The sequence below is a fragment of the Streptomyces sp. NPDC030798 genome (assembly GCF_055572275.1).
Genome location: NZ_JBVIDR010000010.1, coordinates 189395 through 204882, shown reverse-complemented (window position 1 = coordinate 204882; position 15488 = coordinate 189395). Strand labels below are relative to the sequence as shown.

Genomic DNA, 15488 nt, shown 5'->3' with positions numbered 1-15488 from the left:
ACCGGACGTGCCGATGCGCGCCGTGCAGCCCCGTGACGCGGGACAGCCCTGTGGAGCCGTGCGAGAGTGTGCAGGAACGCTTCTGCTGGGGACCGGCTCCCGGTCGCCCCGCCCTCCCACCGCTCCTGTCCTACTTCTTCCGTCGGCGGCCCCTGCCGCCGCGCGCCGGCGCCGGCTGTGACCCGGACCGGGCGGCCTCGTCCGGTCCGGGACGGTCGGCCGCGACCACCAGGGCGGCGAGCGCGGTGGTGACGGGGACGGAGGCGACCAGACCGATCGACCCCACCAGGGTGCGCACTATCTCCTCGGCCACCAGTTCGCTGTTGGCGACCGTGCCCACGCTGCTCTGGGCGATCGAGAACAGCAGCAGCAGGGGCAGTGCGGCACCGGCGTAGGCGAGGACCAGGGTGTTGACCACGGAGGCGATGTGGTCGCGGCCGATCCGGATGCCCGCCCGGTACAGTCCTCGCCAGCCCATCGCAGGGTTGGCCTCGTGCAGTTCCCAGACCGCGGACGTCTGCGTCACCGTCACATCGTCCAGGACACCCAGCGAACCGATGATGACGCCGGCCAGCAGCAGACCGCCCATGTCGATCGACGGATACAGGCCGTGGATCAGACCGGTGCTGTCGTCCGTGTTGCCGGTGAGCGCGGCCCTGCCGATGAACTCCGAGCCGAGGACGCCGATCAGCAGCAGGGACACCAGTGTGCCGAGCACCGCGACCGAGGTACGGGCCGACAGCCCATGGCACATGTAGAGCGCGATGAGCATGATCGCGCTCGACCCGACGACGGCCACCAGCAGCGGATTGGATCCCTGCAGGATCGCAGGCAGGATGAACAGCGTCAGGACCAGGAAACTCACGGCCAGCGCGATCAGTGCCATCACACCGCGCAGTCGGCCCACCACCACGACGGCGAGCGCGAAGACCCCGGCCAGCAGCGCCATCGGGAACTTCCGGTTCACGTCGGTGACGGAGTACTGCAGGTCTCTGGGCGCCGAGGGCTCGTAGGCGGCCACGACCTTCTCGCCCTGGTGCAACTGCCGTGACTGGTCCGGCTGCACGATCTCGGTGAACGTACGGCCCTTGTCCTTGCCGGTGTCGACCCGGACCGTGGCCTTCTTGCAGGTGCCTCCCGTCTGCCCTTGCGCCGGGTCTCCGCCGGCGGTGGAGGTGTCGCCGGCGGAGGAGGCTCCGGACGCGTTCACCGACTTGCAGCTGACCTCGACGACCCGGGTGACCGTGGCCTGCTGCGTCTGCCGGTCGAAGCCGACGCCGGTGCGCTTGTGCGGCGGTGCGCCGCCGGGCCAGAGCACCACCAGGCCGACCAGGACGGCAGCGGTGAACGGGATCAGGATCGCCGCGATGACCTTGCGCAAATGCTTCGAGACGGGCGCGGCGGGGCCGTGACCGTGGCTATGGCCGTGGCTATGGCCGTGGCCGTGCCCATGACCGTGGCCGTGCCCATGGCCCTGGCTGTGCCCGGGCGCATGGCCATGCCCGAAGTCCTGGGCGGGCCCAGGGACATGGCTGTGATCGCCGCCCGGTCCGGGGGCGCCCCGGCGGGGCGGATCCGGGGGCGGGTACGGGTACTGCTCCGTCGTGGTCACCGACCGATCATCGCAAGAAGGACAGGGGCCCTCTGTTCACCGCGCCCGAATTGACGCTAGCGTGGAGGCACCTTTGCACACGCGGGAGCTCGGAGCACCGGGCTGAGAGGGCGCTGACCTCCGTAGATGCGATGTTTCACGTGAAACGAACGACATTCACGGACAACATCGAACGACGGAAACCGCTGCGTCGACCGCCGAACCTGTTACCGGGTAATGCCGGCGTAGGGAGTAGGTCTCATGACCAACAAGGACGCACGCACGCCTGCCTCCGTCCAGGGCGAGATGTCCCAGGAGGCCGGGAAGTCCATCGGCTGGCACAAGGCGTACGTCGAGGGTTCGCGCCCCGACCTGCGCGTGCCGGTCCGTCAGGTGCACCTCACCAACGGGAAGTCCGTCACGCTGTACGACACGTCGGGCCCGTACACCGATCCACTCGTCGACACCGATGTCCGCAGGGGCCTGTCGCCACTGCGGGAGAACTGGATCGTCGCCCGTGGGGACACCGAGGAGTACGCGGGTCGTCCCGTCCGCCCCGAGGACGACGGAATCAAGCACACCTCGCCGCGGGGTGGGCTGCGCAATCTGGACGCGGTCTTCCCGGGACGTCCGCGTCAGCCGCGCCGGGGGCGGAACGGCCAGGCGGTGACGCAGCTCGCCTATGCCCGCCGTGGCGAGATCACGCCGGAGATGGAGTACGTGGCCATCCGGGAGAACGTCTCCCCCGAAGTGGTCCGTGAGGAGATCGCGGCGGGCCGCGCGGTGCTGCCGGCCAACGTCAACCACCCGGAGATCGAGCCGATGATCATCGGCAAGCGGTTCCTGGTGAAGGTCAACGCCAACATCGGCAACTCCGCAGTCACCTCCTCCATCGAGGAGGAGGTCGAGAAGATGACCTGGGCGACCCGCTGGGGCGCCGACACGGTCATGGACCTGTCCACCGGACGCAACATCCACACCACGCGGGAATGGGTGCTGCGCAACTCCCCCGTCCCGATCGGCACCGTGCCGCTCTACCAGGCGCTGGAGAAGGTGGACGGCAAGGCCGAGGAGCTGACCTGGGAGATCTACAAGGACACCGTCATCGAGCAGGCCGAGCAGGGCGTGGACTACATGACCGTCCACGCGGGCGTGCGCCTGCCGTACGTGCCGCTGACCGCCAACCGCAAGACCGGCATCGTCTCGCGCGGCGGCTCGATCATGGCCGCCTGGTGCCTGGCGCACCACAAGGAATCGTTCCTGTACGAGAACTTCGAGGAACTGTGCGAGATCCTCGCCGCCTACGACGTCACGTACTCGCTCGGAGACGGTCTGCGGCCGGGCTCGATCGCGGACGCCAACGACGAGGCGCAGTTCGCGGAGTTGCGCACGCTCGGGGAACTCAACCGGATCGCCAGGCGTTTCCATGTACAGACGATGATCGAGGGCCCGGGACACGTCCCGATGCACAAGATCAAGGAGAACATCGACCTGCAGCAGGAGATCTGCGATGAAGCTCCGTTCTATACGCTCGGCCCGCTGACGACGGACATCGCGCCGGCGTACGACCACATCACCTCCGGCATCGGCGCCGCGATGATCGCCTGGTGGGGCACGGCGATGCTCTGCTACGTCACGCCCAAGGAGCACCTGGGCCTGCCCAACCGGGACGACGTCAAGACCGGCGTCATCACCTACAAGATCGCCGCCCACGCGGCCGACCTCGCCAAGGGCCACCCCGGTGCGCAGGAGTGGGACGACGCGCTCTCCGACGCCCGCTTCGAGTTCCGGTGGGAGGACCAGTTCAACCTCGCCCTGGACCCGGCCACGGCGCGGGAGTTCCACGACGAGACGCTGCCGGCGGAGCCCGCCAAGACCGCCCACTTCTGCTCCATGTGCGGGCCGAAGTTCTGCAGCATGAAGATCAGCCAGAGCATCACCGAGCGGTTCGGTGGTACGGCGGCTGAAGGGGCCTCACCCGAGGAGATCGCCGAGGGGATGCTCCAGAAGTCCAAGGAGTTCGCCGAGGCGGGCAACCGGGTGTACCTGCCGATCGCGGACTGAGGTCCGGGAGCGAGCGGTCCGCGTTCCGCAGCCGGCGCACGGCCGTCTCGCGGGGCGCGGACCCAGCTTGGCCGGCCTCATGAGGGGAGGGAGCCGGTCATGGCACCAGGACGGTCTTGCGGGCCGTCGGGTCATTCCGGCTGGTGTTCGGGGCCGCCGAAGTCGGGGCTGCTGTAGTCCGGGCTGGTGAAGCCGGTGCGGCCGGGGGTGCTGCCGTCGTCGGGGCTGCTGAAGCCGGGGCGGTCGTAGCCCAGGCGCGGCATCCTGCCGGTCGGCGACGACGGCGTCGGCGGTGTGGTGCGGTGCGCGGCGGGTGTCTCGGGCTGGGCGAGTGCCTCGCGCAGGAACGGCAGGATGCCGCGCCGCAGCAGGGCGTCCCGCCAGATCTCTCGGGCCCTGGCGACCTCCTCGGCGGCCGCGTCGTGGGCTTCCGCCTCCGCCGAGGCGCTGTTGCGCAGGGCGGTGAGCAGCAGTCCGACCGCGGCGACGAGGATCGCTGCGGCGGCCACCGCGCCGAACACCCACCCCGCGGTGAGCATGGTCTGGGCGAAGGCCTGGCCCGGGGCCAGCATCTTCAGGATGTAGCCGACGAGCAGGAAGATCGCCGCGGAGGTCCCGGCGAGCACGGGGGCGAGCACCGCGAGCACCGCGGCGGCGCCCGCTCCGGTGGTCTCGGCCGCTTCGCCGAGCGTGGTGGCGAGCCCCAAGCCGCCCGCTCCCGGCTCGGCCGAACCGGAATCGCCGGCGGCCGAGGGGCTGGACGGCGCCGGGTGGCGCAGTTCCTCGCGGACCTTGACGTAGTGCTGGTACTCGGACGCCGCGGCCGCCGTGATGAGCGCGGTGGCGTTGAGTGCCATGGTGCGCAGTTGTTCGGGGTTGAGCCGCTGTCCGACAGCGGCCAGTTCCGGTCGGTGAGGTGCGGAGCGCAGCGCCTCATCGAGGACCCGCTCGAATTCCTGGCGGTCCTCGTTCAGCAGGTGCTGCGGAACGCTGTTCATGTGCATCCCCCGATGCTCCGTAGGGCTTGGGGCTCGCACGCCGGCGAGCCGTCGGGCAGAAACGGAGGGGAGCCTGCTACGGATAAGCCGATGGTAGAGCCGTCACGGCACACGGTGACAGGGGGTTGCCGGAAATTGCCTGCCGACCTGCGGGCGAGCGGTCGGGATGCGGCTGTTCGGTGAACGCTCAGCCGTTCAGCGGAAGTTGCTGGACCAGTAGCTTTCCGGCCATGGTCACGCCGCCGTCCATGGCGATGGCGAGTCCGCCGGCGTAGACGTGCGGTCCCTCGACGACGGGGCCGCCGGCCTCCTCGCCGTCCTCGGAGCCGACCTCGCCGAGCAGGTAGGGAATGGGACTGTGGCCGTGAACGACGCGGGTGCCGCCGTACGTATCGAGGAGGGAGCGCACGGCGTCGGCGCCGCCCTCGTCGCGGAAGGAGAAGCGCTTGGTGAACTTGCGGAACAGGTCCCAGCACTCGTCCGCGTCGTTGCGGGTGAGGGTCTCGCGGACGGTGTCGTTGACCGCCTCGATCGAGTCGCCGTAGTCGAGGTAGGCGGTGGTGTCCGAGTGCAGGAGCAGGTATCCGTCGACCTCCTCGACGGCGTCGAGGCGGGCCATCCACTGCAGGTGGTGGTCCTGCAGGCGGTCCATGTCGGTCTTCTGGCCGCCGTTGAGCAGCCAGGCCGCCTGGAAAGTGGCGGTGCCCGCGCCGGAGTTGACGGGCGTGTCGCCGAACCGTTTGGCGCCGAGCAGCAGCAGCTCGTGGTTGCCCATCAGGGCCTTGCAGTAGCCGCCGGCCGCGGCGGCCTCGGCGGACAGGCGCATCACCAGGTCGATGACGCCGATGCCGTCGGGGCCGCGGTCGGTGAAGTCGCCGAGGAACCACAGCCGGGCGGTGCCCGCGCACCACTGGCCGGAGGCGTCGATCAGGCCCTTCTCCTGCAGGGCGGACACCAGTTCGTCGAGGTAGCCGTGAACGTCGCCGACGACATACAGGGGGCCGGGGCCGTCGGCCGGCTGGGGGGCCGGGGTGGTGGGGGCCGGTTCCACGGGGACCTGGACGGTGTCGCCGCGATTGATGACGGGCAGGTCGCGCTGGGTGGGCGTGTAGCCGTCGGGGTAGTCCTCGGCCAGGGGCGGGGCGGTGTCGCCGGGGTGGGAGTGGACGTACGGACCGGTCTCGTGGACGTACGCGGGCACCCGGAAGTCACGCAACGTCGCCGTCCGCTCCGCCTCGGGTCCCTGACCGGCCCCCTGAGTCATCAGACCCCTCCACCATCGCGCCGCAGCTGCACCGCATCGGACTGCCTGGTCGCAGCGGCCCGCGGTGTCGTGGGCCCATCATAGGAATGAGCGTCGCGCCGTGTGATGACCCAGGGGTGGTGAATCGGAACGGGACTCCGGTTCGTCGCGGCTTTCGCCCCGTTTGGGTCGCAGTTGAGCCGGGCGCCGATCATTCGTCGTCGTACGACAGCCCGGCCGGCCGACCCGTTCGAGTGCTGCGAAGCCGCCCACCATCGGTGTACTGAGCGGAACGCCGGGCCGCGCCCGGCCGGGCCGCCGCACCGGGTGCGCGCCGCTCGGCGGGCAGGCACCGTTCGACCGGCCGCGGCTGGGCGGCCCCATGGCCAGGAACGCGCCGACCGACCGGGCTCGGCGAGCGGCCCAGTGGGGGCCGGTCGGGCCGGCCGGCGGCGGTCGGCCCCCGAGGCCCCCGCTACCCCTTCTCCGGTGCCCGTGGTGGGCTGACCGTTGTGCGTGGGGGGCGGCGTTGGGAGGACGTGCGTACGATCAGCTCCGTTGGTATCACCTGCTCGACGGGCTGCTCGGACTCGACGCCCTCGATGGCGTCGATGAGGAGCTGGACCACCGCCGTGCCGATCCGGCGCGGCTTCAGGGAGAGCGTGGTGATGGGCGGCTCGGTGTTGGCGTACACCGTGGACTCGCTGCAGCACACCAGCAGCAGATCGTCCGGGACGCGCAGGCCGTAGCGGCGGGCGGCGGCGAGCAGGTCGGTGCCGTTGGGGTCGAACAGGCCGTAGACCGCGTCCGGGCGGTCGGGCCGGGCGAGCAGCCGGTCGGCGGCGACGGCGCCCGCGCACGGGTCGTGTGCCGGGTACGCCTCGTACACCGGGTCCTGGCCGACCCGCTCGCACCAGCGCAGATAGGCGGTGGTCGACAGATGGGTGTACGTGTCCGTCGTGGTGCCCGTGAGCAGCCCGATCCGGCGGGCGCCGGCGTCGGCGAGGTGGTCGAGGATGTCGAGGACGGCGGCCTCGTGATCATTGTCGACCCACGCGGTGACGGGCAGCGAGCCGGCCGGGCGGCCGTCGGAGACGACCGGCAGCCCCTGGCGGACGAGCTCGCTGACCACCGGATCCTGGTCGGAGGGGTCGATGACGACGGTGCCGTCGAGGGCCACGTTGGACCACACGTCGTGCCGCGAGGTCGCGGGCAGGATCACCAGGGCGTAGCCCCGGGCGAGCGCCGCGGAGGTGGCGGCCCGGGCCATCTCGGCGAAGTACGCGAACTCCGTGAAGGTGAAAGGTTCATCCCCGTACGTCGTCACGGTCAGGCCGATCAGGCCCGACTTGCCGGTACGGAGCGTGCGGGCGGCGGCCGAGGGGCGGTACCCCAGCCGGTCGGCGACCTCGCGGACATGGCGCCGGGTGGCATCCGGGAGCCGGCCCTTGCCGTTGAGGGCGTCGGAGACGGTCGTGATGGAGACCCCGGCGGCGGCGGCCACGTCTCTGATGCCCGCCCGTCCCGGCCGGCTGCCTCGACGTGAGGTATCCGCGCGGCTCACCTGGTGCTTCCCTGCTGCTGTCATGGCGAGCCGATAGTAGGGCTCATGCGGTGGGGTAGTGCGGACGCATATGCACGCGTTGACAGGCACGTTTCTGCAAGGTCGTATCGCGCCAACTGCCTTAGAAACCATGGCAGTTGAACGATCCAATACCAAGACGTGACGTGTCGACGCGCATGGGCCTGCCAAGTGCTCGAGGTCTCGAAGAGGTCTCAACTCACCTTCACGAGGGATGCGCGCCACGGCGTGAGCCACCGGCGCGTAGATATATGTGCGGCGCGCCCCCCGATACGTACGCCTTCGTACGGCGATGCCCGCGATGCCGGTGGCCCGTGGATGGGGTTCGCCTCTTGCCGCTCCCGACCTGTACGCAGCGGCGTCGAATCCTCATAAGGTGAGGAGTATTGGAAGCCGGCGGCGTCGACGGTCCGCCGGTGGTCGCGAGGAGGACTGCGGTGAGCGAGACGAGCCCCAAGCTGCGCGCCGAGCTGGAGGGTATTCCCACCTACAAGCCGGGCAGGCCCGCCGCGGCCGGCGGGCCGGTCGCCTACAAGCTGTCCTCCAACGAGAACCCGTATCCGCCGCTGCCCGGCGTGATGGAGAGCGTGACGGCGGCCGCCTGCGCCTTCAACCGCTACCCGGACATGGCCTGCACCGGGCTGATGAACGAGCTGTCGGAGCGCTTCGGCGTCCCGCTCTCGCACCTGGCCACCGGCACCGGTTCGGTGGGTGTCGCCCAGCAGCTGGTCCAGGCCACCAGCGGGCCCGGCGACGAGGTGATCTACGCCTGGCGGTCCTTCGAGGCCTACCCGATCATCACGCAGATCAGCGGCGCCCGGTCGGTGCAGGTGCCGCTCACGGCCGGCGACGTGCACGACCTGGACGCGATGGCGGACGCGATCACCGACCGGACGCGGCTGATCTTCGTCTGCAACCCCAACAACCCGACCGGCACGGTGGTGCGGCGGGCGGAGCTGGAACGGTTCCTCGACCGGGTGCCCGGCGATGTGCTGGTGGTCCTGGACGAGGCCTACCGGGAGTTCATCCGCGACTCCGCGGTGCCCGACGGCGTCGAGCTGTACCGGAACCGGCCCAACGTCTGCGTCCTGCGCACGTTCTCCAAGGCCTACGGCCTGGCGGGGCTGCGCGTCGGTTTCGCGATCGCCCATGAGCCGGTGGCGGCGGCGCTGCGCAAGACGGCCGTGCCGTTCGGTGTCAGCCAGCTCGCGCAGGACGCGGCGATCGCTTCGCTGCGGGCCGAGGACGAGCTGCTCGGCCGGGTCGGTTCCCTGGTGTGCGAGCGCACCCGTGTCGTCGACGCGCTGCGCTCCCAGGGCTGGACCGTGCCCGAGACCCAGGCCAACTTCGTGTGGCTGCGGCTGGGGGAGCGCACCGCGGCGTTCGCGGCGGCCTGTGAGCAGCACGGCGTGGTGGTCCGGCCGTTCCCGGGCGAGGGGGTGCGCGTGACGATCGGGGAGACCGAGGCGAACGACATCTTCGTGAAGGCGGCGGAAGGGTTCCGCAAGGAGCTGTAGCGCCTGGGCTCCGGCGTCCCTTGGTCGATCACCGGCCCTGCTCCAGGGCCCGCGGTTCCTGGCTCGCGAGGCGGCACTCGTCGCCTCGCGAGCTTCCGTTTGTGGGTCGTGTCCCGCCCTGCGCGCAATTCAACAAAATATGGAAGTCGCTGCCTGGATCTTGACGCCGAGGCAGGAGGGGCACCCCGCCCTTCCGGGCTGAAAATCGGTGCGTCATAATGGCTTGTGAATGTGAACGCGTTCACAAGCGCGTCCCGGTTGCTCCTATATGTGCGCAACAAACGGGGCAAAGTGCCGCTACCGCGGCGAGGTAAGGAGCTGACGAGGTGAACTTGGCTTTGGCGCCGGAGACACTGGCGCGCTGGCAGTTCGGCATCACCACCGTCTACCACTTCCTGTTCGTCCCCCTGACGATCTCCCTGGCCGCCCTCACGGCGGGCCTGCAGACCGCCTGGGTGCGCACGGAGAAGGAGAAGTACCTCAAGGCCACGAAGTTCTGGGGCAAGCTCTTCCTGATCAACATCGCGATGGGTGTGGTCACCGGCATCGTGCAGGAGTTCCAGTTCGGCATGAACTGGTCGGACTACTCGCGCTTCGTCGGTGACATCTTCGGCGCCCCGCTCGCCTTCGAGGCCCTGATCGCGTTCTTCTTCGAGTCCACGTTCATCGGCCTGTGGATCTTCGGCTGGGACAAGCTGCCCAAGAAGATCCACCTGGCCTGCATCTGGATGGTGTCGCTCGGCACGATCCTGTCGGCGTACTTCATCCTCGCGGCGAACTCGTGGATGCAGCACCCCGTCGGATACAAGATCGACAAGGCCAAGGGCCGTGCCGAGCTGACCGACTTCCTCGCCGTGCTGACCCAGAACACCGCGCTCAGCCAGGCCTTCCACACGCTCTCCGCGGCCTTCCTGACCGGCGGCGCCTTCATGGTGGGCATTGCCGCCTACCACCTGGCCCGCAAGAAGCACATCCGGGAGATGAAGACCTCGCTGCGGCTGGGGCTGGTCACCGTGGTCATCGCCGGCCTGCTCACCGCGGTCAGCGGAGACGTGCTCGGCAAGGTGATGTTCAAGCAGCAGCCTATGAAGATGGCCGCCGCCGAGGCCCTGTGGGACGGGCAGAGGCCGGCACCGTTCTCGGTCTTCGCCTACGGCGACGTGGAGAAGGGCCACAACAGCGTGGCCATCGAGATCCCGGGCCTGCTGTCCTTCCTCGCCAACGACGACTTCACGTCCTACGTGCCCGGCATCAACGACGTGAACAAGGCCGAGCAGCAGAAGTTCGGGCCCGGCGACTACCGCCCGAACATCCCGGTCACCTTCTGGGGCTTCCGCTGGATGATCGGCTTCGGCATGGCCTCGGCCGCCATCGGCGCCGCCGGTCTCTGGCTGACCCGCAAGAAGTTCCTGCTGCCACAGCATCTGAGGGTCGCCGACGACGAGGTGCCGCATCTGGTCCTGTTCAGGGACAAGGCGCTCAGCCCGAAGCTCACCACCTGGTACTGGCGCATCGCGGTCTGGACCCTGGGCTTCCCGCTGATCGCCAACTCCTGGGGCTGGATCTTCACCGAGATGGGCCGCCAGCCCTGGGTCGTCTACGGCGTCCTGCGGACCCGCGACGCGGTCTCCCCCGGTGTCTCGCAGGCCGAGGTCCTCACCTCGATGATCGTCCTGACCGCGCTGTACGCCCTCCTCGCCGTGGTCGAGGTCCGGCTGCTGGTCAAGTACGTCAAGGCCGGGCCGCCCGAGCTGACCGAGGACGACCTCAACCCGCCCACGAAGATCGGCGGCGACACCCGTGACGCCGACAAGCCGATGGCCTTCTCGTACTAGGCCGAGGGAACAGTCATGCATCTTCACGACGTCTGGTTCGTCCTCATCGCCGTCCTGTGGACCGGCTACTTCTTCCTCGAGGGCTTCGACTTCGGGGTCGGCATCCTCACCAAGCTGCTGGCCCGGAACCGGCCCGAGCGCCGGGTGCTGATCAACACGATCGGTCCCGTCTGGGACGGCAACGAGGTGTGGCTCCTCACCGCCGGCGGCGCGACCTTCGCCGCCTTCCCGGAGTGGTACGCCACCCTCTTCTCCGGCTTCTACCTGCCGCTGCTCACCATCCTGGTCTGCCTGATCGTCCGGGGCGTCGCCTTCGAGTACCGGGCCAAACGCCCGGAGGAGAACTGGCAGCGCAACTGGGAGACGGCCATCTTCTGGACCTCGCTCATCCCGGCGTTCCTGTGGGGCGTGGCCTTCGGGAACATCGTGCGGGGCGTGAAGATCGACCAGCACTTCGAGTACGTCGGCACCGTCGGTGACCTGCTCAACCCCTACGCGCTGCTCGGCGGCCTGGTGACGCTCACGCTGTTCACCTTCCACGGGGCGGTGTTCACCGCGCTGAAGACCCTCGGGGACATCCGCCTGCGGGCACGCAGGATGGCGCTGCGGGTCGGTCTCGTCACGGCGGTCCTCGCACTCGGCTTCCTGCTGTGGACCCAGGCCGACAGCGGGGACGGCAAGAGCCTGGTGGCCCTCGTCGTGGCCGTCGCCGCTCTCGTCGCCGCCCTGGTGGCCAACCAGGCGGGGCGGGAGGGATGGGCGTTCGCGCTGTCCGGCGTGACCATCGTGGCGTCCGTGGCGATGCTCTTCCTGTCGCTCTTCCCGAACGTCATGCCGTCCACGCTCAACGGGGAGTGGAGCCTCACGGTCACCAACGCCTCGTCGAGCCCCTACACCCTGAGGATCATGACGTGGCTGGCGGCCATCGCCACGCCCCTGGTGCTGGTGTACCAGGGCTGGACCTATTGGGTGTTCCGCAAGCGGATCGGCACGCAGCACATCGCACCCGACGCCGCCGCCGCTCACTGAGTCCGTCCGGGGTGTGTTTCACGTGAAACACACCCCTCTGGACCGAAGGGCATGTTTCACGTGAAACCCATCGATCCGCGCCTCCTGCGCTACGCCCGTGCCACCCGCTTCTTCCTGGCGGCGGTCGTAGCTCTGGGTGCCGTCGGCGCCGGGCTGGTCATCGGCCAGGCGATGCTCATCGCCGACATCGTGGTCGGAGCCTTCCAGCACGGGCAGCCGGTCGCCGGCCTGCGCACTCCCCTGCTTCTGTTGGCGGCTGTGGCCGTGGGCCGTTCCGTCGTCTCCTGGCTCACCGAACTGGCGGCCCATCGCGCGAGCGCGGCTGTGAAGTCGGAGCTGCGCAGGCGGCTGCTGGAGCGCGCCGCCCGCCTGGGCCCCGGATGGCTGAGCGGTCAGCGGACCGGTTCGCTGGTCACCCTGGCCACCCGCGGTGTCGACGCCCTCGACGACTACTTCTCGCGCTATCTGCCGCAGTTGGGGCTCGCGGTGGTCGTCCCGGCGGCCGTCCTGGCGCGGATCGTCACCGAGGACTGGGTGTCGGCGGCCATCATCGTGGCCACCCTGCCGCTCATCCCCGTCTTCATGATGCTCATCGGCTGGGCCACCCAGTCCCGGATGGACCGCCAGTGGCGGCTGCTGTCCCGTCTGTCCGGCCACTTCCTGGACGTGGTCGCCGGGCTGCCCACGCTGAAGGTGTTCGGCCGGGCCAAGGCACAGGCCGAGTCCATCCGCCGGATCACCGGCGAGTACCGCCAGGCCACGATGCGGACCCTGCGGATCGCCTTCATTTCCTCGTTCGCTCTGGAGCTGCTGGCCACGCTGTCGGTCGCGCTGGTCGCCGTGACGATCGGCATGCGCCTGGTCCACGGCGACATGGATCTGTACATCGGCCTGGTCATCCTGGTGCTGGCGCCCGAGGCGTACCTGCCGCTGCGCCAGGTGGGCGCGCAGTACCACGCGGCGGCGGAGGGGCTCGCCGCGGCGGAGGAGATCTTCACCGTGCTGGAGACCCCGCTCCCGGCGTCCGGGACCACGCCGGTACCCGTGGGAGCGGTGGCCTTCGACGGGGTGACGGTTCGCTACCCGGGCCGGTCCGCTGATGCCGTCGCCGACGTGTCGTTGACCGTGGAGCCCGGTGAGACCGTGGCGCTGGTGGGGCCGAGCGGCGCGGGCAAGTCGACTCTGCTGAACGTGCTGCTGGGCTTCGTACGGCCCACCGGGGGCCGGGTGCGGGTCGGGGGAGTCGATCTCGCCGGCGCCGACCTGGAGGAGTGGCGGTCGCGGATCGCGTGGGTGCCGCAGCGGCCGCACCTGTACGCCGGGACCATCGCGGAGAACGTCCGGCTGGCCCGGCCCGACGCGGACGACGGCGCCGTACGCCGGGCGCTCGGGGACGCGGGCGCGCTGGAGTTCGTGGACGCGCTGCCCGGGGGAGCCGCCACGGTGCTCGGCGAGGACGGGGCCGGGCTGTCCGCCGGACAGCGGCAGCGGCTGGCGCTGGCACGCGCCTTCCTGGCCGACCGGCCCGTGCTGCTCCTGGACGAACCGACGGCCGCGCTGGACGGGGCGACCGAGGCCGAGATCGTGGCGGCGGTGCGGCGTCTCGCCGCGGGCCGGACGGTGCTGCTGGTGGTGCACCGGCCGGCGCTGCTGGAGGTCGCCGACCGGGTGGTGCGGCTCGAGAACGCGGAACCGGCGGCAGACCCGAGCGGCAGCAGGCCTCCCCAGGCACTCGCTCCGCTGGACCGCGCGCCGGCCATGGAACCCGATCGACCGGCAGATGTCCCGACGGAGCAGCCCCCCGCAGGGCGTCGGAGCGTACTCGCACGGGTCCGGGATCTCGCCGGCCCCCGGCGCGGGCGCCTTCTGCTCGCACTGCTGCTCGGCAGCCTCGCCCTCGGCAGTGCCGTCGGGCTGATGGCCACGTCCGGCTGGCTGATCTCGCGGGCCTCGCAGCAGCCGCCGGTGCTGTACCTGATGGTGGCCGTGACGGCGACACGGGCCTTCGGTATCGGGCGGGCCGTGTTCCGGTACGCCGAGCGACTGGTGTCGCACGACGCCGTGCTGCGGATGCTGGCCGACACCCGGGTCGCGGTGTACCGGCGGCTGGAGCGGCTGGCCCCGGCGGGCCTGCGGACGGTGCGCCGCGGGGATCTGCTCACCCGACTGGTCACCGACGTGGACGCCCTTCAGGACTACTGGCTGCGCTGGCTGCTGCCCGCCGGGGTCGCGGTCGCCGTCTCCACCGCCTCCGTGGCCTTCACCGCTTGGCTGCTGCCGACGGCCGGGGCGGCGCTCGCGGCGGGCCTCCTGCTGGCCGGTGCCGGCGTTCCGGCGGTCACCGCGGCCGCGGCCCGGCGCACCGAGCGACGCCTGGCGCCCGCCCGTGGAGTGCTCGCGACCCGGGTGACCGATCTGCTCACCGGCACCGCCGAGCTGACCGTCGCCGGCGCCCTGCCGGCCCGTACCGACGCGGCCCGGGAGGCCGACGGCACGCTCACCCGGATCGCCTCGCGCGCGGCCGCGGTCACCGCACTGGGCGACGGGCTCACCGCGCTGGTCTCCGGGCTGACCGTCACCGCGGCGGCGCTGCTCGGCGCGCAGGCGGTGGCCGCGGGCCGGCTGGACGGCGTGGCGATGGCCGTGGTGGTCCTCACTCCCCTGGCAGCCTTCGAAGCCGTCCTGGGACTGCCGCTCGCCGTGCGCCACCGCCAGCGGGTGCGGCGGAGCGCCGAGCGCGTGTACGAGGTGCTGGACGCCCCGGAGCCCGTAGGGGAGCCGGAGCGACCCCGGCAGGCGCCCGCCTCGCCGTTCCCCGTGGTGCTCAGGGGCCTGACCGCCCGGCACCCGGGACAGCGGCGGGAGGCGCTCGCCGGACTCAACCTCACGCTCGAGGAGGGGCGCCGGATCGCCGTGGTCGGGCCGTCCGGCTCCGGCAAGACGACCCTCGCCCAGGTGCTGCTGCGGTTCCTCGACCCGGAGGCGGGCTCGTACACGCTCGCCGGGGTGGACGCGTACGCGCTGACCGGCGACGACGTGCGGCGGCTCGTCGGGCTGTGCGCGCAGGACGCGCACCTCTTCGACAGCAGCGTGCGCGAGAACCTGCTGCTCGCCCGGAAGGACGCCACCGAGGCCGACCTGCGCGACGCGCTGGCCCGGGCCCGGCTGCTGGACTGGGTCGACGGGCTGCCGGACGGCCTCGACACGCTCGTGGGCGAGCACGGGGCACGCCTGTCCGGTGGGCAGCGCCAGCGGCTCGCCCTGGCCCGCGCGCTCCTCGCGGACTTCCCGGTGCTCGTGCTGGACGAGCCCGCCGAGCACCTGGACCTGCCGACGGCGGACGCGCTCACCGCGGATCTGCTGGCCGCCACCGAGGGCCGTACGACCCTGCTGATCACCCACCGGCTGGCCGGACTCGAGGCGGTGGACGAGGTGGTCGTGCTCGAGTCCGGCCAAGTGGTGCAGCGGGGTCCCTACGCGGAACTGGCCGCCGTGGACGGGCCGCTGCGGTCGATGATCCGCCGGGAGACGGCGACGGAGTCGCTCGCAACGGTGCGATGACGGGACGACGGGTGACGGTGGCCTCGCGGCCTGGGGCGTGGCCGGGCGGCGGGGGACTGCCGAAGGGC

Annotated in this window: 9 protein-coding genes; 5 read left to right on the top strand and 4 right to left on the bottom strand. The window is 70.8% G+C overall.

The features are described from left to right. Positions 1 to 130: 130 nt before the first annotated feature. Complete coding sequence (locus ACZ404_RS23690) at positions 131 to 1612, bottom strand: YibE/F family protein (protein ID WP_468442977.1); 1482 nt, start codon at positions 1610 to 1612, stop codon at positions 131 to 133. A gap of 240 nt (positions 1613 to 1852) precedes the next feature. Here ACZ404_RS23690 and thiC point away from each other — a divergent pair, with 240 nt between their 5' ends. Next, positions 1853 to 3655, top strand: a complete 1803-nt coding sequence (gene thiC / locus ACZ404_RS23685) for a phosphomethylpyrimidine synthase ThiC (RefSeq protein ID WP_468442975.1) — start codon at positions 1853 to 1855, stop codon at positions 3653 to 3655. A 131-nt stretch (positions 3656 to 3786) separates the two neighbouring features. Here the strand turns inward: thiC and ACZ404_RS23680 are convergent, their stop codons facing one another. From ACZ404_RS23680 to ACZ404_RS23670, 3 genes are all read right to left on the bottom strand, one after another. Continuing rightward, positions 3787 to 4659, bottom strand: a complete 873-nt coding sequence (locus ACZ404_RS23680) for a hypothetical protein (RefSeq protein ID WP_468442973.1) — start codon at positions 4657 to 4659, stop codon at positions 3787 to 3789. A 181-nt stretch (positions 4660 to 4840) separates the two neighbouring features. Continuing rightward, positions 4841 to 5917, bottom strand: a complete 1077-nt coding sequence (locus tag ACZ404_RS23675) for a metallophosphoesterase (RefSeq protein ID WP_468442971.1) — start codon at positions 5915 to 5917, stop codon at positions 4841 to 4843. A gap of 454 nt (positions 5918 to 6371) precedes the next feature. Then, positions 6372 to 7484 (bottom strand): LacI family DNA-binding transcriptional regulator, encoded by a 1113-nt coding sequence (locus tag ACZ404_RS23670; protein ID WP_468442969.1) that lies wholly within the window; start codon positions 7482 to 7484, stop codon positions 6372 to 6374. A gap of 431 nt (positions 7485 to 7915) precedes the next feature. On the opposite strand from ACZ404_RS23670, the gene hisC reads away from it, so the two are divergent. The 4 genes from hisC to cydD all read left to right on the top strand — a co-directional run bounded on the left by hisC (position 7916) and on the right by cydD (position 15420). Continuing rightward, positions 7916 to 8995 carry a histidinol-phosphate transaminase gene (gene hisC / locus ACZ404_RS23665; protein ID WP_468442967.1) on the top strand — a complete coding sequence of 360 codons (1080 nt, stop codon included), beginning with the start codon at positions 7916 to 7918 and terminating at the stop codon, positions 8993 to 8995. A 326-nt stretch (positions 8996 to 9321) separates the two neighbouring features. Then, positions 9322 to 10830, top strand: coding sequence for a cytochrome ubiquinol oxidase subunit I (locus ACZ404_RS23660; RefSeq protein WP_468442965.1), 1509 nt, complete (start codon positions 9322 to 9324; stop codon positions 10828 to 10830). A 15-nt stretch (positions 10831 to 10845) separates the two neighbouring features. After that, the gene (gene cydB / locus ACZ404_RS23655; RefSeq protein ID WP_468442963.1) at positions 10846 to 11859 is read left to right on the top strand and encodes a cytochrome d ubiquinol oxidase subunit II; all 1014 of its coding nucleotides are present in this window, start codon (positions 10846 to 10848) and stop codon (positions 11857 to 11859) included. 60 nt (positions 11860 to 11919) lie between these two features. Then, complete coding sequence (cydD, locus tag ACZ404_RS23650) at positions 11920 to 15420, top strand: thiol reductant ABC exporter subunit CydD (protein ID WP_468442961.1); 3501 nt, start codon at positions 11920 to 11922, stop codon at positions 15418 to 15420. Positions 15421 to 15488: the final 68 nt, after the last annotated feature.